Origin of the sequence: Paraniabella hibiscisoli, assembly GCF_022512515.1 — a bacterium.
Lineage (GTDB): Bacteria > Bacteroidota > Bacteroidia > Chitinophagales > Chitinophagaceae > Niabella > Niabella hibiscisoli.
In genome coordinates this window covers 259,900-286,005 of sequence record NZ_JAKWBK010000001.1, presented here as the reverse complement: position 1 = coordinate 286,005, position 26,106 = coordinate 259,900, and the positions used below count along the sequence as shown (strand labels likewise).

Below are 26,106 nucleotides of genomic sequence, written 5' to 3'. Positions count from 1 at the left end.
TATGGTTTATAACTTACTCAATCAACTGAAAACGTAATTCTTTTATAACCTCTTTGCCGCCATCTTTCTTCATAAAGATATTAACACGGTAGTTACCACTGCCGGTAGATAAAGTGCCGATGGCATACTGACCATTAGGTGAATTTCCCTTGTGCTTTACATCAAAACCTTTTACGCTGTTCTTCGCAAAAAAATCTTTTATAGCTTGTTGCGCCTCTGTCTTGCTATAGTTATTACTCTTATCCATAATAGTAAGAGAAAAATTGGCTCCGGCATTATCAGTTACCTGTACTGCATTGCCATTTTTGATTCCGGTAACCACTCCGTCAAGGCTTTGGGCATATAACGAAGAAGTAAATAAAATAGAACCGGCAACCAACGCAATACCAATAAACTTTTTCATGTGTATACTTTTTATTGATTTCGGCAGGAAAAATATTCATTATTTAATAGCTCAATGAATATTTTTTATGCTTTATTTCATGTTTAATTATTACGATATTTTGTCAAAAGTGCTAAAAATATGCCAGACTGCACCCTTTGTTCTCCCGGCATTCTTTAACTTTACGCGCATTAATAATTTTATTAAATATATTAATTAACTGATAATCAATTGTCAAAAAAATGTCAACCGCACAAAAAAAGCTATTTTAATTATAATGGACGGCTGGGGATTAGGAAAAGTTGCATCAGCCGATGCAATTCAGAACTCTAATACGCCGTTTACCAAATCCTTATACAGCCAATATCCGCATACAACTTTAACCACTTTTGGCGAACTGGTAGGTCTGCCCGAAGGTCAAATGGGTAATTCGGAAGTAGGGCACCTTAATTTAGGAGCGGGTCGCATCGTTTACCAGGAATTGCAGCGCATTAATGTGGCTATAAAAACAGGGGAACTGGCGCAAAATGCTGAATTGATAAGAACATTGGAAACTGCAAAAGCCAGCAATAAACCTATGCATCTGATGGGCCTGGTTAGTGATGGCGGCGTTCACTCACATATCAGCCATCTAAAAGCGTTGCTGGATATTTGTAAAGCGCATGGTCTTAAGGATGTATATGTGCACGCATTTACAGATGGCCGCGATACCGACCCAAAAAGCGGTTTACATTTTATTGAAGACCTGCAAAATCATATTGATACTATTGGGTTGGGTAAAATTGCTACGGTTAGTGGTCGTTATTACGCGATGGATAGAGATAAGCGCTGGGAAAGAGTTTGTAAAGCCTACGATGCCCTCGTGAATGGTGCGGGTGATACGGCTACCAGCGGCGTGGAGGCTGTAAAGCAGAGCTATGAAGAGAATATTACCGATGAGTTCATCAACCCAACAGTAGTAGTAGGAGCTGATAATAAGCCGGTAGCAACCATACAAGAGGGCGACCACGTGTTGTGTTTTAACTTCCGTACCGATCGTTGCAGGGAAATAACCGAGGTGTTGACCCAGGCAGACAATACCGAATTTGGCATGAAGCGCCTGAATCTGGACTATACTACCATGACGGTGTATGATCATAAATACACGGCTGTTTATTCTATTTTCAGAAATGAAGACCTTACCAAAACGTTGGGCGAGGTAGTGTCAGAAAATGGACTAAAGCAAATACGTATTGCTGAAACCGAAAAGTACCCGCATGTTACCTTCTTTTTCAACGGGGCCGCGAGCTGCCTTTTGAAGGTGAAAGCAGGATACTGAAAGCTTCTCCCAAAGTAGCCACTTATGATCTGCAGCCGGAAATGAGTGCTAATGAATTAACTGAGGCGCTGTTGCCTGAAATTAAAAACCAGTCCGCAGATTTTATTTGCCTGAACTTTGCTAACGCAGATATGGTGGGCCATACAGGCGTATTTTCGGCAGCTATCAAGGCAGTGGAAACGGTGGACCACTGTGTGGAGCGCGTAGTTACTGAGGCGTTGGCGCAGGATTACGTAGTGTTTTTAACTGCGGATCATGGTAACTCAGACTTTATGATCAATGATGATGGTAGTCCGAACACGGCGCATACGCTGAACCTGGTACCGTTGTTCATTATTGATAATAACTGGCGTGGTGAAATAAAAGAAGGTAAGTTAGGCGATATCGCGCCAACGATCCTGAGCTTTATGAAACTACCCATACCAGCTCAAATGACCGGAGAAGTGTTGGTCGACACGGCTTCGTTGTAAAAGTAGCGTTTGGAACATAATTGTTAGGCCTCGTAGTTATAAAAGCTACGAGGCTTTTACTATTCTTTAGTCCAATCAGAACGTAATAACGCGTAAAGCCTCAGATCCAGCAGCTCATTGTTTACCCACTCTGCTTCCCGTAAAATACCTTCAAAGCTAAAGCCTAGTTTTTCGGGTATAGCTTTGCTGCGTTCGTTGGTAGTGGCCGCTTTTATTTCGATCCGGTTTAAATCAAGCTGCTCAAATCCCAATCCCAATAGTTGTTTTGCAGCATTGATAATGATTCCCTTGCCCTGTGCTTTTTCAGCCAGCCAATACCCAATATTAGCCGATTTGTTGGACCTGTTAATATAGCTTAACCCAATTCTGCCAACGATCTCGCCCTGATGAAAAATATTAAAACTTGTATCTAAACCTTCACGGTTTAAGTTTTCACATTTCACCAGGTAGCGCTCCATATCCGCTACTGATAGCATATAGGGCACCCAGGGCAGGAATCTGGATAAATGCGGGCGGTTAGTATCTACCACCGCAAATAATGCGGCAGCGTGGTTAGCCTCGTTGAAAACCAGCGTAGTATTTTCATTGACAGGAAGAATCATTTTATAAATATAAAAAAGCCCGGCAGATACCGGGCTAATATTGAATGCAGTAAAACACTATTGAATAGTATAGCTTTGTTGTTCCTCATGTACATTGCCGTACACATCTTTTACTCTTACATGAATAGTATGTTTGCCGGGAGCTAGTTTTTTATTAACCGGCGCTGACCATAAATGGCCTGTAGCAACGGGTGCAGAAGGGCGTCTGCCTTGCAGTAAGGTCGTTGTTTCGTCCCATCTTGTTACCATGTCCAGGTAAGTATAATCGAATGTAGAGTCGCGCAGCATAGCGGACCATTTGCCATTGTCTGTTTTGTATTCTACCACATCGTTTTCCGATCCCATAAAGAAGTTGACATAGAACGGAGCCGCACCGCGACTATTATGTGCTACAATCTTCGGTGCATAGATCCTGATTTGGTAAGCGCTGTCTTTACCGGCTACTTTGTAGCGCAGGTTGTATTTATTGTTTTGTATGTTTAAAAAAGCATAGCCACGGGGTGTTCCGTCCCGCATGGTTCCGTCGGGGATACCCGCTGCATCTAATTCTCCCGAATACCAGTCGCCCGAAGTAGTACCCACATTGTACTCGTGTAGGCCCTGGCTTTTACCTTTCCAGCCATCGGCTGTTTTATAATAGATCTGTTTCTGAAAATGTGTATGGGCCGACATTAACAAGCAATTATCAAAATCTTTCAACAGGTCAAATATCGCTTGCCTGTCTTCCAGCCTGATGGCGTCGCCGCCTTCATTGCTGAAGGGGATATGAAAGGAAATTACCACCAGTTTGTTTCTATCAACCAGTGCCAGGTCGTTTTTTAAAATTCAATCTGGTCAGGACGTAAGCCGCCCCAGTAACCTTTTCCATCACGTGGATCAGGATAGAGGATATTATCCAATATGATAAAATGGGTATTGCTGTAGTTCCATGAATAATTGGCCGGACCAAAATTTCTTTCAAAGGTTTCGTCTGATAAAGAATCGGTAGTAGCTTCGTAATTCATATCGTGATTGCCCATTACATTATACCAGGGTAATTTCAGCCGGGTCATGATTTCTTTGTAAGGTAAATGCAGGTCGAGATTGTCGCCTACTATATCTCCCAGGCTGATACCAAATTTTACGTGGCCGCCCGTGCGTACATCATCCACAATACTTTTGGCAAAATAACCCAGCTCCTGCTCATTGTAGGGCTGTGGGTCGCCAAAAACCAATACGCTAAAATCAACCGGCTCCGCTTGCTGATAAAGTGCAAAATTTAAACTTTTCGGAAGAGCTGGAGTAGCGGCCACACCTTTATATTTGGAAGTTTGCGGAGAACCCTGTGGCTTATGGATATAATAAAACTCCGATAGGTTGTAGGTGTTTCTTTTAAACTGATAGCCGGTAGGTTTAATAACAAAGATGATATTATCATTGCCAACAGGAAGTTGGTAAAGGCCATTTTTATCAGTTAAGGCTATATCCTTGCCATTGGAAACTGCTACGCCACCCAGTCCTGTTTCTTTTTTATCCAACTGGCCGTTATTATTTTTATCAATGTAAACGTAGCCCGTTACATTGCTTTGAGCGGTTGCGGCTAAACAATAAGCCAGTCCCGCTGTTAAAAAGAGTTGCTTTAACATGATTTCAATTATTTTTTAGTTGCTGATAATATGCTTTGTAATTTTAGCTTAGAATGGCGGCAAATGTATAAGTTCACTATTACGCCAATATTAAGTTTAGCGGAATCATGCTTATCATTGTGGTTTCATAAGATGAGTGATTGATATGACCCAGGAAGAATTCTCGAAAATAGCGTCCACTATCCCCTGCAGCCCGGCATCTATAAGTATTTTGATGCAGGAGATAAGATTATTTATGTGGGCAAGGCTAAAAGCCTTCGTAAACGTGTAAGCTCGTATTTTAATAAAACCTTTACCAATTACAAAACCCACGAGCTCGTACAGCGGATTCACAAAATTGAATTCACTATTGTAAACAGCGAGCAGGATGCTTTCTTTTTAGAGAACTCGCTGATCAAGCAGTTTCAGCCTAGATATAATATCAATCTTAAAGATGATAAGTCTTATCCTTATATCGTTATAAAAAACGAACCATTCCCCAGGGTATATTTAACACGGCAGCCGGTAAATGATGGCTCTGAATACCTTGGTCCTTATACCTCTGTTTTCCGGGTTAGGGAATTGTTAGAGTTTATCAGGAGGGCGATTCCTCTAAGAACCTGTACCCTTAATCTTACAAAAAATAATATTGCAAAAGGCAAATTTAAAGTATGCCTGGAGTACCACCTGGGTAACTGTAAGGGACCTTGCGAAGCTTATCAGGCTAAAGAAGACTACGATGATAACATAAAGCAGGTGCGGGATCTGTTAAAAGGAAATTTGTCGCGGTGATCAGGCATTTTAAAGAAGAAATGAAGGCGCTTGCTGCTGATCTTCAATTTGAAAAAGCCGAATATACCCGGAAGAAAATTGCGTACCTGGAAGATTACTATCAATCGCGTTCTGTAGTAACAGGCATGAAAGGTGGGGATAAGGATGTGTTCAGTATTTTGAAAGATAAGGACATTGCCTATGTTAACTACCTTATGGTAAGGGGCGGTACGATTGTACAAACGCAAACCAATAAACTGGAAACGCACCTGGATGAACCAATCGAGGAAATACTGGTATATGCGATTCAACATTTGCGTTCCACTTTTCACAGTGATGTACGCGAGATCGTGGTTCCGTTTGAGATCGAATATCCTGAAATGAATACAGAGATAATGGTGCCCAAAGGAGGCGATCGTAAAAAACTGGTGGAGCTTTCTGAAAAGAATGCCGGTTATTTTATCGAAGAGCTAAAGAATAAGGAGCGTTTGAAAATCAGCCGGAACGTAGACCAGATCAAAGTGCTGGAAGAATTACAAACAGATCTGCAGTTGCAGGATCTGCCTACACATATCGAATGTTTTGATAACTCCAACTTCCAGGGTAGCTACCCGGTGAGTGCGATGGTTTGTTTTAAGAATGGGGTGCCCAGTAAAAAGACTATCGCCATTTTAATGTAAAGACGGTGCAGGGTATCAATGATTTTGCTTCTATGAAAGAAGCGGTGTATCGCCGTTATAAGAGATTGAAGGAGGAGCAGCAGGACTTTCCGCAGCTGGTGATTATTGATGGAGGCAAAGGACAGCTGGGCGCTGCGATGGAGGCTATAGAGGAGTTGGAATTGCACGGAATGATCACATTGGTAGGTCTTGCCAAAAATGAGGAGGAGCTGTTTTTGCGGGTGATAAAGAATCTTTAAAACTTCCTTACAATGGCGGTAGCCTGAAGTTTATCCGTTTTATACGAGACCAGGTACACCGGTTTGGGGTGACCTTTCACCGGCAAAAGCGCAGCAAGGGAACTTTTAAAAATGAGCTGGAAGATATTAAAGGGATAGGTAAAGCCACAGCTGATCAATTGCTTAAAGAATTCAGATCTGTAAAAAATATCCGGGAGAAAACTTTGGAGGAATTGGCTGCGATAGTTGGCATGGCAAAGGCCAAAGTGGTTTGGGATTATTTTAATAGTGAGGGTGACAATAAGCCCGAATAAAGGATGAAATCAAACTTTATCCAGTTTTAAATACCCTATATGTAACGGATCTTCTTTGAGGCTGTCTTCCGGTTTCAATAAAATAGAAAACTGTTCTTTCTGATGTATAGGTAGAATATCAGCTACATTTAATATCTCATCCACATCTACCCCGTATTTATTGTCTACATGGCTGATGCCACTTTTATCTTCGGTATTATAATCCCTGTAGAAAGAAGTTTGTTTGGCGTTTCTAATTGCTTGCGACATATCTTCTGCTACGGTTAGCAGTTTATAATGATGTTCTTCAAAAGAGCCTGGTAAGTAGCCGCCCAGGTTAATGAAGAAGAGATGTTGATTTTTTTCGGTTTGACTGCTTTCTCTATTATGGAGATACTAAAGCCGTCAACAGTTGTGACTTCACGCCAGCTATCGATATGTATTTTACCAGACCCGGGCGAAAAGGCTTTGATTTCAGGGATGATATCTTTTAGATCTTTTCCAATGCAAAAAAATACATCATGTTGTTCTGTATGCCTTCCCGCTGGCGTACAACCCAGCAGTAAGTAAAAAGTTTATAAGCCATCCTTGTTCAATTGTTTCAATAAATCGTTAACCGAAAATACAGGTTGTTGGCAGGCGTAGTTCTCGCACAAAAACAGCGCAAGAGGCTTGTCCGTATTTTTATCTTTTAAAAGAGGAAAAGCCTCGATTGCCTTAGGAGCCGCCATAATAATACTATGTAATAAAGGCTGTGATAGCAGCTCACTTAATGAATTTTCGAAATCGCCTATCAGCACTACTTCTTTAGTTCCGGTTATTTGCTGGTAAAGGCCTGCCAACCATACTCCAAAAGAGGTAGGATATTTGACTGCTACCGTACCTAGTCCTTTGGTCATTTGATAAGAACGTTCCAGCCAATCACGTTGATCAAATAATAGCCCCAACTCTAACAGGTTTTGCGCCATAACCGAATTCCCGCTTGGCGTTGCGCCATCATACACTTCTTTTTTCCGTACAATAATGTCGGTTTGCTGTTCGGGTGTATAATAAAAATAGCCGTCGGGTTCTGAGAAATCAGTGATTACTTTTTCGCAAAGTTCCTTCGCCTGAACCAGGTATTCTGTATTCGCCGTAACCCTGCTTAACTGCAACAACGCCTGGATAAGGTAGGCATAGTCATCGAGAAATGCAGGGTATTTTGCTGTGTCGTTTTTCCATACATGTTGCCAACGGCCCTCAGCGGTCTGAAAAGCAGATAGCAGGAATTTCATATTATTAATGGCTTTCAGCCTGTAAGCTGTATTGCCTGTTGCTGCGTAAGCTTTGCTATATGCAGTATTCATTAATGCATTCCAGCTTAAAATGATCTTATCATCAAGGGCGGGCTTGACACGTTGTTCTCTTACGGCAAGCAATATATTATTACACTTATCCAATAGTAACTGAAGATCTTCAATTTTGTATTGCCGGTTGGCTGCAAACACCGGCAATGGTTCCAGTATGCGTAGGATATTTTTTCTTCCCAATTGCCATTAGCAGATACGTTATAATAGTCGCAATAAACAGCAGCATCAGCTCTAATAGTTCCTGTATTTCCTTCAGCTGCCATACGTAGTATTTGCCCTCTTCTCCTTCGCTGTCGGCGTCGAGTGCCGCGTAGAAGCCATTCGACGGGTGCGTCAGCTCCCGATCAATAAATGTTAGTGTATGTTCAATAGTTCTTTTGTAATATTCATTTTGGGTAATGGCATAAGCTTCACTTAAAGTAGTTATCAACAACGCATTATCATATAACATTTTTTCAAAGTGTGGGGCAAGCCATTCAGGGTCGGTAGAGTAGCGGGCAAATCCTCCGCCGATCTGGTCATAAATTCCACCCTCAATCATTTTATCCAGGCTTAATAGCGCCTGCTTTAATGCGTCGTCAGCCAGTTGCGGATTTCTTTTATTTTCGAAGGTATAATATCGCAGTAGAAATTGTATGGAGAAGGTTTGCGGAAATTTGGGCGCCGCTCCAAAACCACCCCATTGCTTGTCGGCCTGTTTAAGGAGGTTGTCGCAGGCCGCATCTATTTGATCAATATTAATAATTTGCTCACCTGCGCTAATGCCAAAACTATTGGCCTGGAAAAGATGTTGGGTAAGTCCATTAGCCTGTTCCTCTATATCGGTCCGTTGATTTTTAAATGCATCAGAAACCGCTACTAATACCTCTTTCCAGGAAGGTCGGTTCATTACGGCTTGCGGAGGAAAGTAAGTGCCTCCATAGAAGGGCTTTTTGTCGGGGGTAAGAAATGCGTTGAGCGGCCATCCGCCGCTACCGGCCATTGCCTGAACCGCATCCATATAAATATGATCCAGGTCGGGTCTTTCTTCTCTGTCAATTTTAATATTGATGAAATGCTCGTTCATCAATGCTGCGGTTGCTTCGTCTTCAAAGCTTTCCCGTTCCATTACATGACACCAGTGGCAGGCGGCATAGCCGATACTAACCAGAATGGGTTTGTCCTCAGTAATTGCTTTTTGTAGTGCTTCCTCTCCCCAGGGATACCAGTTTACAGGATTGTGCGCATGTTGCAGCAGGTAAGGGCTGGTTTCATGGATAAGTGCATTGGACATGTTTGAAGTTTAAGGTTCAATGTTTGGAAGTTCAAAGTTCTATAAACAACATTAAACCTCAAACCTTAAATCTCCAACTTTAAATTTATTTACCCCATCCCCATTTTAAGAACGCAGGCATAGCCAGGCCCCAGGTGGGCACATCGTGTTTCCCCTCATCCAGTTCTAAGTAAGCAATGTCTTCAGGCCCATAACCTTTGGCAAATAGCTCTTTAATATGATCAAGCGTATCATCAATCGAATCAATAATGCCATTATTATTACGGTCCCCGCTCTCGTCCAGCTTGCCACACTCGAAGAAGAATTTTAAACCCGGGGCATACGCGCCTTTGCGTATTTGTTGTTGCATAATACGGTGTTTATTATCGTCATATTTACCGTCATGCTGGTCTACACTACGCCACCAGAGCGAACCTGAAAAAACGCCCGCCCTGGAAAAAACCTCAGGATTATTCCAAACCATGTCCAGCGCGCTCAAGCCTCCCAGAGAAAACCCGGCAAAGGCTATCTCTTTAAATTGAGTAACCTGGTACGTTTCACTTATGAAAGGCAGCAATTCGTTTATAATAAATTTGCTGTAGGCGCCGGCCTTCGACCCACGACCGAGATAATCTTTCTTTTTAGCCACACCATATTCCTGTGTTCTCTCGCTACCGGCTGTAATAGCCACCGATAATATGGGATGAATAGCATCTTGCAGATAGAGGTCATGCAATATTTTATCGTATTCCATAACCGCCATATCTTGTCCGTCGTTGATCAGCAATAAGCTGATAGTTGCCGGGTTGACAACATTTTTAGGTAGATATAAATTAAGCGCAACTTCTCTTTTTAAATGTGCTGATGCGATGGTTAAGGTATCGGTAACCAATTCTAATTCGGCTGCAGTTTCCATTAAATCAAAAATAGTAAATGTATTTTCAATATTATTTAATTATTAATTTCAGTTTCCAGTAATGTTTAATAGTTGATCAGAAACAATTTTTGTTTATATCATTTTAAAAAATATATTTGATAGAGAAGTATTTTTAATCACGAACATTTTTGAAGACCATATAAATAACCGCACCATAATTATTGTACCAACAAACTAATTTAAACATGAAAAAAATCGGTATTCTGCACGGAAAGGAAAGATCGTTTCCGGAAGCCTTTGTAGAGAGGGTAAACAGCAAAAACGTAGATGGCATTATTGCCGAGCCTGTAAAAATTGAAAAAGCCTTACAGGGTGTAGGTAGCGGTTATTCCGTTATCATTGACCGTATATCGCAGGATGTGCCGTTTTACCGCACCTGGTTAAAAAACGCCGCTCTTACAGGAACCGCAGTTATTAATAATCCTTTCTGGTGGAGCGCCGATGATAAATACTTCAATAATTGCCTCATGACGCAGATAGGTGTGCCTGTGCCTAAAACAGCTATACTTCCGTCTAATGAAATGCCGGATGATACCAGCGCAGACTCTTTTAGTAATCTGTCTTATCCTTTGGATTGGCAGGGCATTTTTGAAGAAGTAGGGTTTCCTGCTTATATGAAGCCCTTTGCCGGCGGGGGCTGGAAAAATGTGTACAAGCTAAACACCATGGAAGAGTTTTTGAGAAGCACAACGAAACGGGCCAGCTGGTGATGCTTTTGCAGGAAGAAATTGTTTTTGAAGAATATTATCGCTGCTACTGTATTGGTGGCAAGCATGTGCGAATTATGCCCTATGAGCCGCGTAACCCACATCATTTGCGTTATAAGGCTGACTTTTCCCCGACCGAAGAGAAACTGAAAGAAATGACAGATATCGTTTTAAAGATTAATAAATATCTTGGCTACGATTTTAATACGGTTGAGCTGGCGTTGAGGGATGGTGTTCCTTATGCCATAGATTTCTGTAATCCTGCACCGGATGCTGATGTGGCAAGTGTGGGTGCAGAAAACTTCGAATGGGTAGTAGAAACCTCCGCCAACTTCGCCATCGAAAAAGCTTTAGCGAATAACGGAGGTGATAATCTTACATGGGGTGAATACGTAAAACAGAGCGCAGGGAAATAAAATGCTAGTGTGCTAATGTGATGATTCGCTAGTGCCTGCCTGGCAAAAGCGCTTGATATAGGATCGTTCTAGTAAATAATCAGCATTTACATTGGCTCATTGGCTAATTATCACATTAGCAAATTTTAAAAGATGGTCTTAAATTATAAAACATTTACACTAGGCGTAGAAGAGGAGTACATGGTGCTCGACCCGGAAACCTACGAGCTTAAAAGCCATGAGCAGCGGATTGTTCAGGAAGGACAAAAAACGATCAAGGATAAAGTGAAGGCCGAAATGCACCAGGCAGTAGTGGAAGTGGGGACGGACATTTGTCAGGATATTGATGAAGCCCATAAAGATGTTTCCCTGTTACGCAAAACAATCCACGATATTGCCGGCGACCTGGGTTTAACTTTAGAGCATCGGGAACCCATCCTTTCAGTCATTGGGAAAAACAGTTGATTACTGATCATCAGCGCTACAACGAGATTATAGCAGAACTACAGGAAGCCGCCCGTAGCAATCTCATTTTTGGTTTGCATGTGCATGTAGGCATGGAGAGCAGGGAGCTGGCTAACCACATCGCCAATTCTACCCGCTACTTTCTGCCGCATATTTTTGCGTTAAGTACCAACTCGCCTTTTTGGGAGGGGCGTACCACGGGATATAAATCTTACCGCACCAAAGTTTTTGATAAGTTTCCGCGCACCGGTATCCCCGATGCTTTTGAGAGCATTGAAGCCTATGACAACTACGTGAAAATGCTTATTAAGACGAATTGCATCGATAATGCCAAGAAGATCTGGTGGGACCTGAGAGTGCACCCTTTCTTTAACACCGTAGAGTTCAGGATATGCGATATACCGATGACGGTAGATGAAACCATTGCGATTGCCGCTTTGTTCCAGGCAATCTGCGCACGCATATATATGTTGCGCAGCAAAAACCTGAACTACATACAATATTCCCGTCCCCTCATCAATGAAAATAAATGGCGGGCCAGCCGTTATGGGTTAGATGGTTACCTGATCGACTTTGGTAAAGAGGAGGAAGTGAATACCCGAGCGCTTATTTACGAATTGCTTGATTTTGTAGATCCGGTAATCCCACATCTGGGTAGTCAGCATAGAATTGATTATGTTCATAAAATACTGGAAAACGGTACAGGGGCAGACAGGCAGTTAGCTGTTTTTGAAGAAACCAAAGATCTGGCCCACGTGGCTAAATATATCAGCAATAGTTTTCTGCACGGGATTTGATTATTGAGAAATTTTTACATGCTGCACTTCGTAAACCGGGCTGAACAGGTAGGTTTTATTCGTAGATATTTCCACACAACTATACCTTTTTGTCCGCTTTTTGCCTTTCTGGAAAATACGGCCATCCTTCAGTCGAAAAAATTGCCCTTCAGGAATAGCTTCCACCAGTGAATAGCCTTCTTTTCTTGTATCGTAACGGTACAGGATGCGTTGTAGGCTTTCTTCGGCGCAGGTAGAAGCCCCTGGATTGTGTAGGGTGGCGAGTAATTCATTTTCAATATCAGCCGGGAAGATCTTTTTCTCGATAAACTGGGCCAGTATCTGTCCATACAGCGTTTTCCACTCTTTTCCATGTGCCTGAACGCGGTTGCCATATTTTTCAAATGTAACCAGGTGTGCCAGTTCATGTAATAAGGTAATCAGGAATGCATACTTATTCAGGTTCCCATTGACGCTGATGCGGTGGTGCTGCGTATTAATACTATGACGGTAATCGCCCAAAACAGATTTCCTGCTTTTAGCGATGGTTAAATGTACTTTGTAAAAATTAAGATATGCAACAACCGCCTCAAAAGTGTGATCGGGCAGGTATTCGGCTAGTTGTTGTAAAGGAACTTCCTTTTTAGCCATTCTTATTATTCCTTAAAGCTTTTTGTAAAGAAGAAACTTCTATTACGTTGTAAAGTATATATATACCAAGGCTGGCAAAAAGCGACACTTTGTTTACTTTTCCATCAGTAAGGGAAATATAAACGAACGCTGCAATAGCGCAGGCAAAAAGGCGAATAATAAACCCGGTATAAAATACACGTACAAATACATGCGGATTAGGATTGCCAATTGCTTTCAAACCATTTCTTACGGTAAAAATCCCGATTAAAAATAAAATGATATTGGCTACGATCAACACATTGGTGTCTGCACCTGCCTTCGTCAGCGTTTCCCTGAAAATAAGGAAGAAAGCACTTAAAAGTACAAAAACCAGTATCATCAATTTAAGCGGATTAAACCCTTTTTTACTTGCGTCCATTATCGTGTTCCTTTTTCCCTGTTTCTTTAATTAGTTTGTAAAATGTAACAGCCAATACCAGCAAAGGTAAGGCTACTGTAAATAAAGGCGCTACATCAAATCTGTCGTCAAGTTTTATTCCGCCGTAAAGGGCAAGGCCAATTAAAACCAGCAATTGTGCGGTAATACCCAAATAGCGAAACCAGGGACTATACTTTTTCTGTTGCAAGGAATGATATTTGCTGATAAAGCTACTTGAATGAGGGCAAATAGCATAAAATGATAGGTTTGAAAGCAGATTTGAATTTTAAGAAATAAATAATTAATTTAAAATGTAGATTTACTGCAATTTTGCTTCACTAAGAGAAGAATTTTAAATAGCATATTGAATGAAGAAATCGGTACGAATATTTTGGCGGTTGTTTTTTATTGGCTTTGTATTATTTATAGGGGTTATTTTAATGGCCAATTACGGAGTGTTTGGTAAAATGCCTTCTATCGAAGAACTCGAAAATCCAACCATTGCCCAGGCCTCCGAAGTTTATGCAAGTGAAGGAACTTTAATGGGGAGGTATTATCTGCCATCGGGTAACAGAAGTATTGTAAAATATAAAGAGATTTCGCCTAATGTTATTAACGCATTGGTTTCTACTGAGGATAAAAGATTTTACGAGCATTCAGGCATCGATATAAAAGGCACATTGAGGGCTGTATTTTCCGGCGGCTCGCAGGGTGGGGGTAGTACTATTACACAACAGCTGGCTTTGGCTTTGTTCAATAAACGGGCAAACAACCCGCTTAAAAGAGTTATCCAGAAGCTTCAGGAGTGGATTATTGCTGTTAAGCTGGAGCGGAACTTTACCAAAGAAGAGATTTTGGCTTTGTACCTGAATGCAGTGCCTTATCCGGATAACGTATTTGGCATTAGAAATGCTTCGAAGCGATTTTTTCAAAAGGAGCCGGGACAATTAAATGTAGAAGAAGCCGCCTTATTGGTTGGAAGTATTAATGGTCCCGGTATTTATAATCCACGCCGTAACCCTAAAGCATCTATGGACAGACGAAACCTGGTATTGGGTAGAATGGCTGAAAATGGTAATATAACTGCTGCTGAGGCCGCAAATCTTCAGGCGAAGCCGATCGATCTTAATTACAAAAAGCCAGCCGAAGATCTGGGGTTCGCTCCTTATTTCCGGGAGGTACTGCGCGATGAGGTTAAAAAATATTGAAAGATATTACCAAGCCCGATGGCTCCTCTTATAATATTTATAACGATGGGTTAAAGATCTATACAACCATCAACCCGGTAATGCAGATGTATGCTGAAGAAGCAGTTGCTGCCCAGGCTCCCCAGTTATACCGCAACGTAATCAGGCAAGGCTTTGTAAAAAATGGAAGTGTCTGGAACAAGCGCGATAATATACTGGAAGCGGCAATGAAAGCCAGTGACCGGTGGAAAAATTCCGCTGAAGATGGGTTAAGCGATAAGGAAATAAGAGCGAGCTTTCTTGAGAAAACGCCTATGAAAGTGTTTGCCTGGAATACGGAGCGCTCCAGGGATACCATAATGACGCCTTATGATTCTATTAAGTACCATCGATTGTTTACACAGGCCGGTTTTATGGCCATGGACCCTTCGACAGGTGAAGTAAGAGCATGGGTGGGTGGTATTGGTTTTAATACTTTTAAGTACGATCACGTTAATATTAATACCAAAAGACAGGTAGGATCAACTATCAAACCTTTACTCTATGGAGAGGCCGTAGAAGAGTTGAATTATACCCCGAAACACCGGTGCAGGATGTTGCACAGTATTTTCCTGGTAATGGATGGGTGCCCGCCGGAAAAGGATGTGGCGGAGGTACTATGACAATGGCAAATGCGCTGGCATGGTCGAAAAACTGCGCTACCGCATACATCATGAAACAGGTGGGAGCAAGGCGCTTTGTAGATTTTCTGCAAAGAATCGGTGTACCTACAAAAGTGCAACCCTTTCCCTCTATTGCATTAGGCTCTTGCGAGCTGTCCTTATTTGAAATGATGTGGGCCTACTCTATGTTCGGCGGCCGCGGTTTTTCTACGAAACCGTATTTTATCAGCAGGATTGAAGACAGGAATGGGAATGTGATCAAAAGATTTGACTATAGTGCTAATAGAAGAGAAGCAATTAGTGAAGCGACTGCCTATACAATGTCAAGAATGATGCAGGGCGCTGTAGTTAAAGGCACTGCAGCTGGGCTGATGGCCCGGTTGGGAGCGGCAGAGATGGCGGGTAAAACAGGTACTACTAACGATAATAGTGATGCCTGGTTTATGGGATTTGTACCCCAGTTGTTGGCCGGTGTATGGGTAGGTAGTGACGACCGTTTTATCAGGAATGAAGGGGCCGGCGGTTTTGGCGGCCAGGCAGCACGTCCTATCTGGGAGCATTTCTTCAAGAAAGTATATGCGAATAAAGATCTGGGGATTTTAAAGGATGAAAGATTTGCGGAGCCTCCTACCATGAGTAATGAAGCTGTAAGTGCAGATCCATCTTTATATGTAAAAGATGATTCCGGTAACGGACCCGCAGCTGCGGGTGAAGATATGGGCGTAGGAACTGAGGAAGACTATATGCAGAACAATAATGAATATATAGGCCCCGAATCTGCACCGCTGCCGGATGATCCTAATAAGAAGAAACAACCTGTAAAAGATACAAGTGCCAAAAAAGAGAAACCCATTGGCACACAGGAAGAACCCAAAAAGAAGAAGGGACTTTTCAAAAAATATTCGGTAAAAAAGACGAGAAAAATAGAGCTCAAAGCCTGCGAAAGCAGGCTTTATTCGTTTAGAACATTTAATTATAAAGGACTTAGTGTAAATGTCTGTGACGCAGGGAATCTTGTTAGACAGGCTGCTGCTTTTAAATGATATCAGCTGTCTTTGCAACTTGCATGTTATATTTGCACGAATTTTTTACTCATATTAAATTACATTGTAGTATATGGCAGATATTTTCGAAAGATTACTGAAAAATTACGGCCCCCTGGGACAGCATCGCGAAAGAGCACATGGATATTTTGCATTTCCAAAGCTGGAAGGCGAAATAGGTAACAGGATGAAGTTCCGTGGTAAGGATATGATAGTATGGAGTTTGAATAACTACCTGGGTCTGGCTAATCACCCCGAAGTCAGGCAGGCTGATGCCGATGGTGCTAAAGATTTTGGTTTGGCGCTACCTATGGGTGCGCGCATGATGAGTGGTAATAGTAATCATCATGAACAGTTGGAGGCGGAGTTGGCTGCGTTTGTACAGAAAGAAGATTCCATACTGGTGAATTTCGGTTACCAGGGAATGTCAAGCCTTATAGATGTACTATGTAGCCGTCACGATGTGATTGTATATGATGCGGAAAGCCATGCTTGTATCATAGATGGACTGCGTATGCATGCCGGTCATCGGTATGTTTTTAAGCATAATGATTTGGAAGATCTTGAAAAGCAATTGCAAAGAGCTACTTCTTTAATTGAAAGGCAAAAGGCAGGAGGCATATTGCTGGTAACCGAAGGCGTATTTGGTATGGCGGGAGACCAGGGCAAATTAAAAGAGATCGCAGCGTTTAAAAATAAATATGATTTCAGGCTTCTGGTAGATGACGCGCATGGTTTTGGTACGCTCGGAAAAACCGGCGCCGGCGCAGGTGAAGAGCAAGGCGTTCAGGACCAGATAGATCTTTATTTTTCTACTTTTGCCAAGTCAATGGCTTCTATAGGAGCATTTATTGCCGGTGAAAGAAAGATCATCGATTACATCCGTTATAATATCCGCAGCCAGATCTTTGCTAAAAGCCTGCCCATGCCGTTGGTGATCGGTAATTTAAAGCGTCTCGAACTCCTGAAAAGTCAACCTGCATTAAAGGATAAACTTTGGGAAAATGCTTTAAAATTACAGCAGGGATTAAAAGAGAGAGGATTTGATATTGGAAAAACAGACTCGGTAGTTACCCCGATTTATATGAACGGAGGCGTAGAAGAAGCAACCGCCATGGTAATGGATCTGCGTGAAAACTTTAAAATTTTCTGCTCTATCGTCGTTTATCCGGTAATACCTCGCGGCCACATTATTTACAGGCTCATACCAACAGCTGTACATACCGATGAAGATATACAACTCACCTTGGAGGCATTTACTGCGGTTAAAGAAAAGCTAGATGCCGGCAGCTATAAAGTGAATGCTATTCCTGATATGGCAGACGAAAGGAAATAAATTGTTGAACTATTTATAAAAAATACCCCACGATATCCGAGGGGTATTTTTTATGCTTTTAAAAAACCGGGGAACAATTATTTCCCGTTTGTTGTATCAACAGCATAGGCTGTTTTCTGAGCCCTGTCTACCTTGTAGGTAGCTACAGTTTTACCTTTTAAATCAGATACAGTAAACGTAAGACTGTCGTCTGTGTTGTAAATTTTGTTATCAAACTGGTAATTACGCACAATAGCCTTTCCACTTACTTCATCACAGAAGATAACATCGCCTTCTATATTGCTGATCGAAATGAAGTAGGTTTCGTTAGTACTGTTTTTCAGTGCCAACCTGTATACAGATAGATTGTCCTGTACGCCAAGATAGCTAATGCCCGCCTTATTGCTGTTGTCGTTGAATTTTGCTGTTAAGGCAGATGCAGCTAAGGTAGTTCCTACAATAGCCAGTAAAGCCAGGATAACAACTTTTTTTTTGATAAATACGATTTCATTTGAATGAGTTTTTTATTGTTAAATAATGTATACCGCCGATAGCTTCTCTGTCACCTGCAATGGTCCGGATCATCTTAAGTGAGTCAGCTTTATCAGCCGGGTATATGGTTCAACTGAAGCAGGTAAAAACCAAACTTTTTTTAGTTGAAATGATTTCTGCAAAACCTCTGCTTTTATAAACTTGACCATTTTAGCGGGAGCGCCCAGGTACAAGTATCAAAGATTTAATCGAAATAGTGTTTGCCCAATTAACTTGACTTGGTGTATGGATTTGTAATTGGGAGTGCAAAGGTAATATGCTTGCAAATAGCAGTATAACCATCTTATGGAGCGATTTCAGAAGGCAAGAAGAGTATTTGTTTGTGTAATGTTATGATTACTAGCTAGTTGTTATTTGTTGCTGTATGATACCCAAGGAGTGATTTTAAGTATCGCTATTTAGAAGCACCAAGGCCGGACAGCAAAAAAATGGCTTCTGCATTTGCAGAAGCCATTTTCTATAGGGAATAATTTGTATAAATTATTTTACTTTATTAACCGCTACTTCGTTAATAACTTTTTTGCTTTTGCTTACATTGTAAACACTAACAGTTTTACCTTTTAAGTTAGAGATAGTAAAAGTAAGATCATACTCGCTGTACAAATCAGCATCAAACTGATAGTTACGAACGATTTTAGCGCCGCTTACTTTTTCATTGTAGATAACATTACCATCATTGTCGGTAACTGCTACAAAGAAGATCTCATTAGCCTTGTTGTTTAAAGACAGCCTGTAAACAGGTAAGTCGTTAACATTACCTACATAGCTGATCTCTGCTTTTTCTCATCTTCTTCGGCCGCAAATGCAGGCGCAGTGAAAGAGGTTGCAAAAAGAGTTACTAATGCAAATGCGAAAGTTTTTGTTGTAGAAAAATATGTTTTCATCGTATAAAGTTTTATATGTTTTTAAAATTGATCACTGTTTAAAAATGGGTTACCATTATCTGGGAAGCCATTTGCTTTGTTTGTTTGACACCGAATGGGTTGTCAAAGTGTTTGCAAATAATACCCCTAATTGAAAGGCTATTTGCTTTGCTTTTAAAAGAACTGTTTTCATAATTGTCTCCTTTTTTTAAAGTCTTCAAAATTATTTCTCGTCAATATGGACCTTAATCGCCGGGCGGCAAACAAAACGAGACAAGCGAAAGTTGGTGTTGAGCTCTTATAATCTATACCGGTAGTTTGTATTCGATTATGTAATGATGACACAAAGATAGCAAGCCTCAAAGCCTGGTAGAAACCAATGTTTAGCACTTTTTAGGAAGCTGAAATTTAAGAATGGTTATTTATTTGTCTGATATTCAATTGTTTGCTTTTTTAAATTGAATGATGCCCAAGGGCTTGAAATAGTCTCTAAATGAGGTAGGTTATAGCGTAAAAGTTAGCAACCAACCGGTATGCACGATTATGAAGAGCCCAAAAATAAAGCCTTTTGATCACATGAAAAATTGTTCCTGCTTATTACTAATCTGAAGCGTTCTTTTACGAAATCACTTGAGTATATAAGACCTTTTATACTTGCTAAACAGCAAAAAATTGCCCTCATCTATCTAAAAATATTATCTTAACGGCTTTATTGCCTGCTGTTGAAGAATAAAAGGAAAAATATAATTTAAGAATAATGGATATTGCTGTTAGCAGGAGCTTACATCACTTCAGGACAGAGGTTGGAACCAGATTCCAGCTTTACAACAGTCTCTTTACCTCTCTACCTTTTCATAAGATGGAAAAGACTGGTATACTGCTGTCTCTTTTTTCAAGTATTTGTGAAGAAGGTTATGGGAAAGCTCAAAGCCCCATTGATATTATCAATGATTTTTTTAATAAGCATACCAGCTTAATTACCGAGAAGGAGAAGCTGGATCTCCTGTTCAGGTTTACTCAATATGTAGAGCGGCAGGTAGTGTTGTTTGATGCATTGGAAGACGCCTCTTATAAAAATACGCACGATCTTAGCGGTGCCGCACCCTAAAGCAGGTGATGAGCGATGTGGTGCAGAACAATAATGAGGACTCACTGGCTGAGATACTTAAGACTTTCTGTGTACGCCTGGTATTAACCGCGCACCCTACTCAGTTTTATCCTGGGTCTGTGTTAGGTATTATTCACGATTTAAGCAGCGCGCTTATTAGGAATGACTCTATAGAAATTAATACTTACCTCCAGCAGCTGGGTAAAACACCATTCTTAAATAAGAAAAAGCCAACGCCCTTTGATGAAGCTATCAGCCTGGTTTGGTTCCTTGAGAATGTTTTTATACGGCTGCGGGAAGAATTGTGAATGAACTGAAAAGCCAATTCCCCGACGCAGTAACGGACCTGAACCCTGTGCTGCAAATGGGTTTCTGGCCGGGGGAGACCGCGATGGAAATCCTTTTGTAAAGTGCGACACTACTTTAAAAGTGGCCGATGCTTTGCGTGGCGCTATTCTAAAGTGCTACTACCTGGATATCCGTCGCCTAAAACGCAGACTTACTTTCCCAGGAGTGGAAGAGCCCATTGCCGCGCTTGAACTGAAGTTGTATGATAATGTATTTGTACCTGGCTTTAAAATAAATATCACCACCCAGGAAATCAAGGACACCCTTGTAACTGTAAAGGCAATACTGGAAGAGAAGCACAACTCTTTGTTTACTTCTCAGGTGCAGAGCCTTATTAATAAAATAGACTTGTTCGGTTTGTACTTTGCATCTTTAGATATAAGGCAGGAAAGTACAATACACCAAAAACTGTTTGAAACAGTAGCCGACAAATCAGATGGTATTATTCCAGGCAATTATACAGAGCTCTCCGAGACTGAAAAAATAAAAGCCTTGCTTCAGATAAATGGGGTGGTAGATCCAGGTATTTTCGAAGATGAAGTAGCAGCCGATACAGCCCAGATACCAATGGCGGTAAAAACCATACAGGAGTATAATGGTGAAGCTGGCTGTAACCGCTATATCATCAGTCAGTGTAACAGCACCTTAAATATTATTGAGGTATTTGCCCTATTTAAAATGCAGGGCTTTGCCAATGATGACATTAATGTAGATATCGTCCCTTTATTTGAAACGATAGATGACCTGGGTAATGCAGGCGAAATTATGAAAACCCTGTATAGCATTCCGGCTTATAAAGAGCATTTGAAACGTCGTAAAAATACCCAAACAATTATGCTGGGATTTAGCGATGGTACTAAGGATGGCGGTTATTTAATGGCGAATTGGAGTATATACCGTGCAAAAGAAGAACTTACCCGTATTACCCGGTATTATGGTTTCGAAGTGATCTTCTTCGATGGCAGAGGCGGTCCTCCGTCAAGAGGCGGTGGTAAAACCCATAAGTTTTATGCATCTATGGGTAACAATATTTCTAACAGGGAGATACAGTTAACCATACAGGGGCAAACCATTAGTTCCAATTTCGGTATCATCGATTCTGCGCAATACAACCTGGAGCAGTTGCTGAATGCAGGTATTACCAATAACATACATGTAGATCGTCATGCCCCTTTAACAGGAAAGCAGGAAGAATTATTACAGGAACTTTCTTCTTACGGTTTTGATGAATATAAAAAGCTGAAAGAGCACCCCTTATTAGCCAGCTATTTATACGAAATAAGTCCGCTTCGTTTTTATAGCGAAACCAATATCGGTAGTCGTCCGGCTAAACGTGGTAAAACACAAGGCGGTATTTCGTTAAAAGATCTTCGCGCAATACCGTTTGCCGGTGCCTGGAGCCAGTTGAAACAGAACGTGCCCGGCTTTTTCGGCGTAGGGTCTGCGCTTAAAAAAATGGAATATATCGGTCGTTTTGAAGATGTGAAGAAATTATATGATGAATCGTTGTTCTTCAAAACACTTATCGATAATTGTGAAATGGCGATGTCTAAATCCTATTTTCCTTTAACGGCGTACATGTCCCAGGACGAAACCTACGGCGAACTCTGGAACATGATCTACGAGGAGTATCAGCTCACCCTTGGGTACATTTTAAAGCTTTCGGGTAACGAGGAGTTGATGGGTAATTACCCGGTTGATAAACTTTCCATATCCATGCGGGAAAGAATTGTGTTACCGCTGCTAACGATCCAGCAGTATGCTATGTCGAAAATACGCGCGTTAGATGCGAACGGAGAAGATAACGAAGGTTTAAAAGACACCTACGGAAAACTGGTAATGCGCTGTTCTTTTGGTATCATTAATGCTGGGCGTAACTCAGCTTAAATTAATTAAATAAGATAGAAACCGGGGTTCATGCGAGCTCCGGTTTTTTTTATTAATCTTTTATATAGAAACTCCTGCTTACATTTGTTTCCAAAAAAGAAACTATGAGAAATATAGTGAATACATTAACCTATTGCCTGGTAGTTGCTGTTTTGTTATTATCCTGCAGCAGTGTTACCAGCAATGATCCCAATGCTGTATTACAGGAGTTTTTTGAGCACCTGGCAAAAAAGATATTGATGGGGCGAGCAAATATGTGACTTCTGATAGTAAGCCTACCATGCAAATGATGAAAAAGGGCCTGGATATGGCTGAAAAGATGAAAGATTCCCTGCCTCAGTCAGATCCCATGAAAGATTTCCAGGATGTCATTATTGAGCCGGCAAGAGTGATGGGCGATTCTGCTTTTATCGTAGTTAAGAGTAAAACTGAGCAAAGACCCGATGCTGAATTCAAGCTGCTGAAGCAAAGCAACGGCTGGAAAGTGGATTTTACCATGGGCACATTAATGCGAATGGGAATGAAAAGCGTGCAGAATCAGGGCGAAGAGATCAAGGATTCTATTAATATGAACAGCGAGGAAATACAAAAGGGAATGAAGATGGCCGATAGCGTGTTGAAAAATATGGACCCTAAAATGCTGGATGAAATTCAGAAAAAATTAGACGATCTAAAATAGTAGTTATGAAGTTTATTGGACTAATAGGAGTTATGGCAATGTTGTTGCTTGCCGGATGTAAAAGTGGCAGTGAACAGGACTCCGCCGAAAATGATCTGGACGCGGCAAGAGGATTTGTGCAGGCGGCTTTAAAAGGCAAGTATGACCGGGCTGCAGATTTTATGCTCCATGATTCGTTAAATGATGAGCGGCTGGATGCGGTGTCGCGTATGGAGCTATCGTCAGATGAAAAACAAGGCCTTTGGGATGCCAGCATTAATATTCATAGCCGCAAACTGGTTAATGATTCTACAAGTATTATCATTTATTCCAATTCTTTTCATAAAGAAAACCAGGATACATTAAAAGTGGTCAAAAAAGAAGGCAAATGGCTGGTAGATTTTAAATACCTGTTTGACCATGAATAGAACTACCGTTAAAAGCATATTTTTGCAGACTTTTAAATAATTTTCAAAAATCAATAGAACCTTATGTCAACTATACAACATCCATGGCATGGTGTAAGTTACGGCGCAAATGCTCCCGAGTATGTTAATGCGATCATAGAAATTCCTGAAGGCTCAAGATCTAAGTATGAAATCGATAAAGAAACAGGATTACTAAAGTTAGACAGGGTTATTTATTCTTCTTTCCATTATCCGGTAAACTACGGTTTTATTCCTCAAACCCTGGGGCAGGATATGGATCCGTTAGATATCCTGGTTCTATGTTCGCAAACGATCCGCTCCCTTTGCCTGGTGCAGGCCAAGGTAATTGGTAACATGCAGATGATTGATAGTGGTGAACGCGATGATAAAATTATTGCGGTAGCACTCAACGACCCTTCTGTTAGACAGTATGACAATATTGATGAGCTGCCTCAGCACTTTTTACTGGAAATGCGCAACTTTTTTGAGCAGTACAAAGTACTGGAGGATAAAAAAGTGGTGATCGATACCTTCCAGGATAAAGAAACTGCGCTTCCCATTGTAACGGAGGCGATAGACTACTACAAAGAAAAATATAGAAAATAATAAAATAAACGAAGGACCTGCTTGCAGGTCCTTTTTAATAGCTGCTAACTGATAATTTAAGCCCAATGCAACCTTTTTATTTATAAGCACGTCCGTATCCAACAGCTAACAATCCAGATATGCTTAAATATTTTTTGCCATCCTTCTATTGTTGCCGGCCTCTTTTATAGTGGCCCAGACCAATTTTACACGAACCGTCAAAGAGTATTATCGTGTTGATCCTTTTAAGGGCAATTTTTCTTCCTTTGTTGATGCTTTAACAAAAGACCCGTCTTTGTTGAAAAAGGAGATTTACAGGCAAACTGATACAACAGGCTACTTTGTAAAAGGCGAGTATGATGTTTTCAATCCATACAGCATTAATGCGAACAAGGTAGACATGCTTTTCTACGAAAATGTTTACCGGGCAAAAAGCCGGTCACTTTTTACTTTTTATACCTATCAGTTAACGTCTTACTTTCCCGACACCGAGTTAGCCCGGAAGGCTGTAGTAAAAGATTACAGGAAGTTGGTTAAAAAGTTTCGAAAAGACCTGTATGATACGCAGCGACAAAACCTGAAAGGATATAATAATATCGAAGATGGCGAGATAACCACTTTTAACGATTCTGGGTCTCCCCTGGAACCGGTAATCGTGAGCTGGCAAACGCTTGCGAAGACAAAGCAGCTGGGATTGACCATTATTTTAAGATTAGAGCAGGTTAATAATTACGCTTACCCGGTTAACCATAAGAACACGTTTCGACGCGTCTGGTAATTGGATACTTATATATTGAAATAATCAACTGCGTAATTATGGGTAAAATACTAACCGTATCTTTTTTCTTTTAATATCGGTGGTCTCAAGAGGGCAGGAGGCAATCGTGAAATTTGCAGGAGACTATTTTCGGGTAAATCCATTTGATGCAAAATTCTCAACCTTTACAAAGGCGTTGTCTTATGATAAACAATTGCTGCAAAAGAAAGAACTGACAGATAATTATTCCAATTATTCTATCTCAGGGACCTACAAAGTTTTTAACCCGTTTAGCCTAAATGCCAACAATGTAGAAATGCATATCAGGAGTATCGGCCTTCGCCACTATTTTGGCGTATCAACCCCTATGTACATTTATCAGTTGGTAGCCCGTTTTCCGGATAGTCCTATCGGGAGGAGAAAAATAAGAAAAGACTATTGGCAAATGGTAAACCGTTTTCGAAGATTATACACCGCTGATTTTTTACAGGAGTAGAGCCGAAGCCTCTACAACGAAGAACGCTGGATGACAATGGAGACAACAGAAAATTTTTCTTCTCAGGTTATAAAAACCAGGCCTCCTGTTACCTTAACTGGCAGATATTGCAGGTGTCAAATGAGATTGAAGTAAGTGTTGGTATATGTTTGGCCGTAATCGATAACAGAGCCTACCCGCTTGGTCATTATCCTGGAAGAGGGGTGGACGAGCAATACGATCTGTTGACCTGGAAACAGAATGTCAAATAACATTATCTATCTAAAATGAAGGCTTTTATCGTTTTGATATTATGTATGACTACCGGGTCTGCTTTCTCCCAGGCAGATTTTGTAAAACTGGTGAATGACTATTTCCGGGTCGATCCTTTTGAAGGGGCTTTCCCCATCTTTTATAATTCGCTGAAGAACGACCGCTCTCTTTTAAATAAAGAATTCAACCGGAGTGAAAATGGAAGCAGTCTGGATATCTCCGGGAATTACAAGATATTTAACCCCTTTGGCATTAATGCCAACAGTATAAAAGTAGGTTTGCGCAACGAAGGCCTGATTACCTATTATTCAAGGCAGGTGCCTGTATATGCTTACGAAATAACAGGGGTTTTTACCGATTCAAAGTATGTCAGGGCGAAAGTTATGAATGAAATCTGGTTGATCTCAAACCGTATGCGCCGGCTTTATGTAAATAGTAAAAAGACCGTGTTACGAAAACGGGATATTGTAGAGGATGAAGATGTGATAAAGTTTTGGTTTAAAAACCTGACGCTTTTCAAAGCCATGGAGCTGAGCTGGAACCCACTCACCAATTCCGGTGAGATACAACTGAAGCTTCAATGCTATTTTATAGTCATTAACGATTATGCATATCCTCTGGGACATTATCCCGGACGCAGCTCAGATCAGTTTAATGATCTGGAGAACTGGCGCAAGTACTAATGCATAAATCTT

General features: G+C 41.1%; 32 protein-coding genes and 3 pseudogenes. 21 read left to right on the top strand and 14 right to left on the bottom strand.

Features of this window, described 5'->3' with window-relative positions:
- Positions 1-13: 13 nt before the first annotated feature.
- A complete protein-coding gene (locus tag MKP07_RS01830; protein ID WP_240844736.1) occupies positions 14-403 on the bottom strand; it encodes a DUF4783 domain-containing protein in 390 nt (129 codons plus the stop codon).
- A 256-nt stretch (positions 404-659) separates the two neighbouring features.
- Here MKP07_RS01830 and gpmI point away from each other — a divergent pair.
- Positions 660-2,170 (top strand): annotated as a pseudogene (gene gpmI, locus MKP07_RS01825) (2,3-bisphosphoglycerate-independent phosphoglycerate mutase).
- A 59-nt stretch (positions 2,171-2,229) separates the two neighbouring features.
- Here gpmI and MKP07_RS01815 read toward each other — a convergent pair.
- Genes MKP07_RS01815 through MKP07_RS01805 form a run of 3 tightly spaced genes read right to left on the bottom strand, consistent with a single transcriptional unit; the run spans position 2,230 to position 4,397 of the window.
- The gene (locus MKP07_RS01815; protein WP_240844734.1) at positions 2,230-2,772 is read right to left on the bottom strand and encodes a GNAT family N-acetyltransferase; all 543 of its coding nucleotides are present in this window, start codon (positions 2,770-2,772) and stop codon (positions 2,230-2,232) included.
- 57 nt (positions 2,773-2,829) lie between these two features.
- Positions 2,830-3,555, bottom strand: coding sequence for a calcineurin-like phosphoesterase C-terminal domain-containing protein (locus MKP07_RS01810; RefSeq protein WP_240844733.1), 726 nt, complete (start codon positions 3,553-3,555; stop codon positions 2,830-2,832).
- Positions 3,556-3,590: 35 nt separating this feature from the next.
- Positions 3,591-4,397, bottom strand: a complete 807-nt coding sequence (locus MKP07_RS01805; RefSeq protein WP_240844732.1) for a metallophosphoesterase N-terminal domain-containing protein — start codon at positions 4,395-4,397, stop codon at positions 3,591-3,593.
- Positions 4,398-4,634: 237 nt separating this feature from the next.
- Between MKP07_RS01805 and MKP07_RS01800 the strand changes: the two genes are divergently transcribed.
- The 3 genes and pseudogenes from MKP07_RS01800 to MKP07_RS40930 all read left to right on the top strand — a co-directional run bounded on the left by MKP07_RS01800 (position 4,635) and on the right by MKP07_RS40930 (position 6,359).
- On the top strand, positions 4,635-5,168 hold the full coding sequence (locus MKP07_RS01800; RefSeq protein ID WP_240844731.1) for an excinuclease ABC subunit UvrC: 534 nt from the start codon (positions 4,635-4,637) through the stop codon (positions 5,166-5,168).
- 20 nt (positions 5,169-5,188) lie between these two features.
- A pseudogene (locus MKP07_RS01795) lies at positions 5,189-6,066 on the top strand (hypothetical protein).
- A gap of 68 nt (positions 6,067-6,134) precedes the next feature.
- On the top strand, positions 6,135-6,359 hold the full coding sequence (locus tag MKP07_RS40930) for a helix-hairpin-helix domain-containing protein (protein WP_240844728.1): 225 nt from the start codon (positions 6,135-6,137) through the stop codon (positions 6,357-6,359).
- Positions 6,360-6,368: 9 nt separating this feature from the next.
- Here the strand turns inward: MKP07_RS40930 and MKP07_RS01780 are convergent, their stop codons facing one another.
- The 5 genes from MKP07_RS01780 to MKP07_RS01765 all read right to left on the bottom strand — a co-directional run bounded on the left by MKP07_RS01780 (position 6,369) and on the right by MKP07_RS01765 (position 9,855).
- Complete coding sequence (locus tag MKP07_RS01780) at positions 6,369-6,608, bottom strand: hypothetical protein (protein ID WP_240844727.1); 240 nt, start codon at positions 6,606-6,608, stop codon at positions 6,369-6,371.
- Positions 6,609-6,622: 14 nt separating this feature from the next.
- Positions 6,623-6,820: a DUF1543 domain-containing protein gene (locus MKP07_RS41965; RefSeq protein WP_394803612.1), complete on the bottom strand. Its 198-nt coding sequence runs from the start codon at positions 6,818-6,820 to the stop codon at positions 6,623-6,625.
- 93 nt (positions 6,821-6,913) lie between these two features.
- Complete coding sequence (locus tag MKP07_RS01775; protein WP_240844726.1) at positions 6,914-7,831, bottom strand: hypothetical protein; 918 nt, start codon at positions 7,829-7,831, stop codon at positions 6,914-6,916.
- Entirely contained in the window at positions 7,794-8,960 is a 1,167-nt protein-coding gene (locus MKP07_RS01770) for a thioredoxin domain-containing protein (RefSeq protein WP_240844725.1), read from the bottom strand. Before MKP07_RS01770 ends, MKP07_RS01775 begins: the two co-directional genes overlap by 38 nt.
- A gap of 85 nt (positions 8,961-9,045) precedes the next feature.
- The gene (locus MKP07_RS01765; protein ID WP_240844724.1) at positions 9,046-9,855 is read right to left on the bottom strand and encodes an alpha/beta hydrolase; all 810 of its coding nucleotides are present in this window, start codon (positions 9,853-9,855) and stop codon (positions 9,046-9,048) included.
- Positions 9,856-10,061: 206 nt separating this feature from the next.
- Between MKP07_RS01765 and MKP07_RS01760 the strand changes: the two genes are divergently transcribed.
- From MKP07_RS01760 to MKP07_RS01745, 3 genes and pseudogenes are all read left to right on the top strand, one after another.
- On the top strand, positions 10,062-10,586 hold the full coding sequence (locus tag MKP07_RS01760) for an ATP-grasp domain-containing protein (protein WP_240844723.1): 525 nt from the start codon (positions 10,062-10,064) through the stop codon (positions 10,584-10,586).
- The gene (locus tag MKP07_RS01755) at positions 10,583-10,999 is read left to right on the top strand and encodes an ATP-grasp domain-containing protein (RefSeq protein WP_240844722.1); all 417 of its coding nucleotides are present in this window, start codon (positions 10,583-10,585) and stop codon (positions 10,997-10,999) included. The genes MKP07_RS01760 and MKP07_RS01755 overlap by 4 nt, the downstream gene beginning before the upstream one ends.
- Before the next feature lie 132 nt (positions 11,000-11,131).
- Positions 11,132-12,240: pseudogene (locus MKP07_RS01745) on the top strand (carboxylate-amine ligase).
- On the opposite strand, the gene MKP07_RS01740 reads toward MKP07_RS01745, so the two are convergent.
- Genes MKP07_RS01740 through MKP07_RS01730 form a run of 3 tightly spaced genes read right to left on the bottom strand, consistent with a single transcriptional unit; the run spans position 12,241 to position 13,478 of the window.
- Entirely contained in the window at positions 12,241-12,870 is a 630-nt protein-coding gene (locus MKP07_RS01740) for a SprT-like domain-containing protein (RefSeq protein ID WP_240844721.1), read from the bottom strand.
- On the bottom strand, positions 12,863-13,270 hold the full coding sequence (locus MKP07_RS01735; RefSeq protein WP_240844720.1) for a hypothetical protein: 408 nt from the start codon (positions 13,268-13,270) through the stop codon (positions 12,863-12,865). The genes MKP07_RS01740 and MKP07_RS01735 overlap by 8 nt, the downstream gene beginning before the upstream one ends.
- Positions 13,257-13,478 carry an AtpZ/AtpI family protein gene (locus MKP07_RS01730; RefSeq protein ID WP_240844719.1) on the bottom strand — a complete coding sequence of 74 codons (222 nt, stop codon included), beginning with the start codon at positions 13,476-13,478 and terminating at the stop codon, positions 13,257-13,259. Before MKP07_RS01730 ends, MKP07_RS01735 begins: the two co-directional genes overlap by 14 nt.
- Positions 13,479-13,638: 160 nt before the next feature.
- Here MKP07_RS01730 and MKP07_RS01725 point away from each other — a divergent pair, with 160 nt between their 5' ends.
- The 4 genes from MKP07_RS01725 to MKP07_RS01710 all read left to right on the top strand — a co-directional run bounded on the left by MKP07_RS01725 (position 13,639) and on the right by MKP07_RS01710 (position 17,498).
- Positions 13,639-14,478 carry a transglycosylase domain-containing protein gene (locus tag MKP07_RS01725; RefSeq protein ID WP_240844718.1) on the top strand — a complete coding sequence of 280 codons (840 nt, stop codon included), beginning with the start codon at positions 13,639-13,641 and terminating at the stop codon, positions 14,476-14,478.
- Positions 14,475-15,119 (top strand): PBP1A family penicillin-binding protein, encoded by a 645-nt coding sequence (locus tag MKP07_RS01720; RefSeq protein ID WP_240844717.1) that lies wholly within the window; start codon positions 14,475-14,477, stop codon positions 15,117-15,119. The genes MKP07_RS01725 and MKP07_RS01720 overlap by 4 nt, the downstream gene beginning before the upstream one ends.
- Positions 15,044-16,162 carry a penicillin-binding transpeptidase domain-containing protein gene (locus tag MKP07_RS01715; RefSeq protein WP_240844716.1) on the top strand — a complete coding sequence of 373 codons (1,119 nt, stop codon included), beginning with the start codon at positions 15,044-15,046 and terminating at the stop codon, positions 16,160-16,162. Before MKP07_RS01720 ends, MKP07_RS01715 begins: the two co-directional genes overlap by 76 nt.
- A gap of 73 nt (positions 16,163-16,235) precedes the next feature.
- Positions 16,236-17,498, top strand: a complete 1,263-nt coding sequence (locus MKP07_RS01710) for an aminotransferase class I/II-fold pyridoxal phosphate-dependent enzyme (protein ID WP_240844715.1) — start codon at positions 16,236-16,238, stop codon at positions 17,496-17,498.
- 77 nt (positions 17,499-17,575) lie between these two features.
- Here MKP07_RS01710 and MKP07_RS01705 read toward each other — a convergent pair whose 3' ends face one another.
- On the bottom strand, positions 17,576-17,827 hold the full coding sequence (locus MKP07_RS01705; RefSeq protein ID WP_240844714.1) for a hypothetical protein: 252 nt from the start codon (positions 17,825-17,827) through the stop codon (positions 17,576-17,578).
- Positions 17,828-18,787: 960 nt separating this feature from the next.
- Positions 18,788-18,913, bottom strand: coding sequence for a hypothetical protein (locus tag MKP07_RS37490; RefSeq protein ID WP_262919112.1), 126 nt, complete (start codon positions 18,911-18,913; stop codon positions 18,788-18,790).
- A 736-nt stretch (positions 18,914-19,649) separates the two neighbouring features.
- On the opposite strand from MKP07_RS37490, the gene MKP07_RS01700 reads away from it, so the two are divergent.
- The 10 genes from MKP07_RS01700 (at position 19,650) to MKP07_RS01655 (ending at position 26,094) form a co-directional block, all read left to right on the top strand.
- Positions 19,650-20,000, top strand: coding sequence for a hypothetical protein (locus tag MKP07_RS01700; RefSeq protein WP_240844713.1), 351 nt, complete (start codon positions 19,650-19,652; stop codon positions 19,998-20,000).
- A gap of 8 nt (positions 20,001-20,008) precedes the next feature.
- Positions 20,009-20,308, top strand: a complete 300-nt coding sequence (locus MKP07_RS01695; RefSeq protein ID WP_262919111.1) for a phosphoenolpyruvate carboxylase — start codon at positions 20,009-20,011, stop codon at positions 20,306-20,308.
- Between the two features lie 16 nt (positions 20,309-20,324).
- A complete protein-coding gene (locus MKP07_RS01690; RefSeq protein ID WP_317235927.1) occupies positions 20,325-22,235 on the top strand; it encodes a phosphoenolpyruvate carboxylase in 1,911 nt (636 codons plus the stop codon).
- Positions 22,236-22,339: 104 nt separating this feature from the next.
- On the top strand, positions 22,340-22,495 hold the full coding sequence (locus MKP07_RS01685) for a hypothetical protein (protein ID WP_240844712.1): 156 nt from the start codon (positions 22,340-22,342) through the stop codon (positions 22,493-22,495).
- Positions 22,492-22,914, top strand: coding sequence for a hypothetical protein (locus MKP07_RS01680; protein WP_240844711.1), 423 nt, complete (start codon positions 22,492-22,494; stop codon positions 22,912-22,914). Before MKP07_RS01685 ends, MKP07_RS01680 begins: the two co-directional genes overlap by 4 nt.
- Positions 22,915-22,919: 5 nt before the next feature.
- Positions 22,920-23,321, top strand: coding sequence for a hypothetical protein (locus MKP07_RS01675; RefSeq protein WP_240844710.1), 402 nt, complete (start codon positions 22,920-22,922; stop codon positions 23,319-23,321).
- Positions 23,322-23,384: 63 nt separating this feature from the next.
- On the top strand, positions 23,385-23,927 hold the full coding sequence (locus MKP07_RS01670; protein WP_114792064.1) for an inorganic diphosphatase: 543 nt from the start codon (positions 23,385-23,387) through the stop codon (positions 23,925-23,927).
- 151 nt (positions 23,928-24,078) lie between these two features.
- Positions 24,079-24,684: a hypothetical protein gene (locus tag MKP07_RS01665; RefSeq protein WP_240844709.1), complete on the top strand. Its 606-nt coding sequence runs from the start codon at positions 24,079-24,081 to the stop codon at positions 24,682-24,684.
- A gap of 106 nt (positions 24,685-24,790) precedes the next feature.
- Positions 24,791-25,159 (top strand): hypothetical protein, encoded by a 369-nt coding sequence (locus MKP07_RS01660; protein WP_240844708.1) that lies wholly within the window; start codon positions 24,791-24,793, stop codon positions 25,157-25,159.
- Positions 25,160-25,425: 266 nt separating this feature from the next.
- Entirely contained in the window at positions 25,426-26,094 is a 669-nt protein-coding gene (locus tag MKP07_RS01655) for a hypothetical protein (protein ID WP_240844707.1), read from the top strand.
- Positions 26,095-26,106: the final 12 nt, after the last annotated feature.

Coding starts and splice junctions, on each gene's coding strand:
- MKP07_RS01830 (WP_240844736.1), bottom strand. CDS start 403: ATGAAAAAGTTTATTGGTATTGCGTTGGTTGCCGGTTCTATTTTATTT.
- MKP07_RS01815 (WP_240844734.1), bottom strand. CDS start 2,772: ATGATTCTTCCTGTCAATGAAAATACTACGCTGGTTTTCAACGAGGCT.
- MKP07_RS01805 (WP_240844732.1), bottom strand. CDS start 4,397: ATGTTAAAGCAACTCTTTTTAACAGCGGGACTGGCTTATTGTTTAGCC.
- MKP07_RS01780 (WP_240844727.1), bottom strand. CDS start 6,608: ATGTCGCAAGCAATTAGAAACGCCAAACAAACTTCTTTCTACAGGGAT.
- MKP07_RS01770 (WP_240844725.1), bottom strand. CDS start 8,960: ATGTCCAATGCACTTATCCATGAAACCAGCCCTTACCTGCTGCAACAT.
- MKP07_RS01765 (WP_240844724.1), bottom strand. CDS start 9,855: ATGGAAACTGCAGCCGAATTAGAATTGGTTACCGATACCTTAACCATC.
- MKP07_RS01760 (WP_240844723.1), top strand. CDS start 10,062: ATGAAAAAAATCGGTATTCTGCACGGAAAGGAAAGATCGTTTCCGGAA.
- MKP07_RS01740 (WP_240844721.1), bottom strand. CDS start 12,870: ATGGCTAAAAAGGAAGTTCCTTTACAACAACTAGCCGAATACCTGCCC.
- MKP07_RS01735 (WP_240844720.1), bottom strand. CDS start 13,270: ATGGACGCAAGTAAAAAAGGGTTTAATCCGCTTAAATTGATGATACTG.
- MKP07_RS01725 (WP_240844718.1), top strand. CDS start 13,639: ATGAAGAAATCGGTACGAATATTTTGGCGGTTGTTTTTTATTGGCTTT.
- MKP07_RS01710 (WP_240844715.1), top strand. CDS start 16,236: ATGGCAGATATTTTCGAAAGATTACTGAAAAATTACGGCCCCCTGGGA.
- MKP07_RS37490 (WP_262919112.1), bottom strand. CDS start 18,913: ATGAAAACATATTTTTCTACAACAAAAACTTTCGCATTTGCATTAGTA.
- MKP07_RS01700 (WP_240844713.1), top strand. CDS start 19,650: ATGGATATTGCTGTTAGCAGGAGCTTACATCACTTCAGGACAGAGGTT.
- MKP07_RS01695 (WP_262919111.1), top strand. CDS start 20,009: ATGAGCGATGTGGTGCAGAACAATAATGAGGACTCACTGGCTGAGATA.
- MKP07_RS01685 (WP_240844712.1), top strand. CDS start 22,340: ATGAGAAATATAGTGAATACATTAACCTATTGCCTGGTAGTTGCTGTT.
- MKP07_RS01675 (WP_240844710.1), top strand. CDS start 22,920: ATGAAGTTTATTGGACTAATAGGAGTTATGGCAATGTTGTTGCTTGCC.
- MKP07_RS01670 (WP_114792064.1), top strand. CDS start 23,385: ATGTCAACTATACAACATCCATGGCATGGTGTAAGTTACGGCGCAAAT.
- MKP07_RS01655 (WP_240844707.1), top strand. CDS start 25,426: ATGAAGGCTTTTATCGTTTTGATATTATGTATGACTACCGGGTCTGCT.